The organism is Clostridium sp. SGI.024, from assembly GCF_050315195.1.
Classification (GTDB): Bacteria; Bacillota; Clostridia; order Clostridiales; family Clostridiaceae; genus Clostridium.
On sequence record NZ_JBNPON010000180.1, the window covers coordinates 1 to 304 of the forward strand.

At 26.0% G+C, this 304-nt stretch carries 1 protein-coding gene; it reads right to left on the reverse strand.

All coding sequences use genetic code 11. From position 1 onward, the window contains the following. Window positions 1-240 (reverse strand): transposase (locus tag ACQRD5_RS17320; RefSeq protein ID WP_427747130.1); only part of this gene is annotated, 240 nt, incomplete at its 3' end. Window positions 241-304 lie beyond the last annotated feature (64 nt).

The window sequence follows — 304 nt, forward strand, 5'->3', positions numbered from 1 at the left end:
TATTGTTTGTCTCATTGAAGATATTCCAAATAGGTATTGAATTAAAACTATTTTAACTAATACAACTGGATCTATACTTGGTCTTCCGATAGCAGAGTATAACTCTGCAACTTCATCATATATAAAATTAAAATCTAATGCATTTTCAATTTTTCTTAATAAATGATCTTTTGGCACTAAATCTTCTAAACTATTAAATTCAATTTGATTTCTTCCTTCATTACTTTTCTTTGTTAACACTTTTAATCACCCAAAAATATTTTATAACAAAAATTAAAGAGTGTCGACTTTGTCGACACTCTGA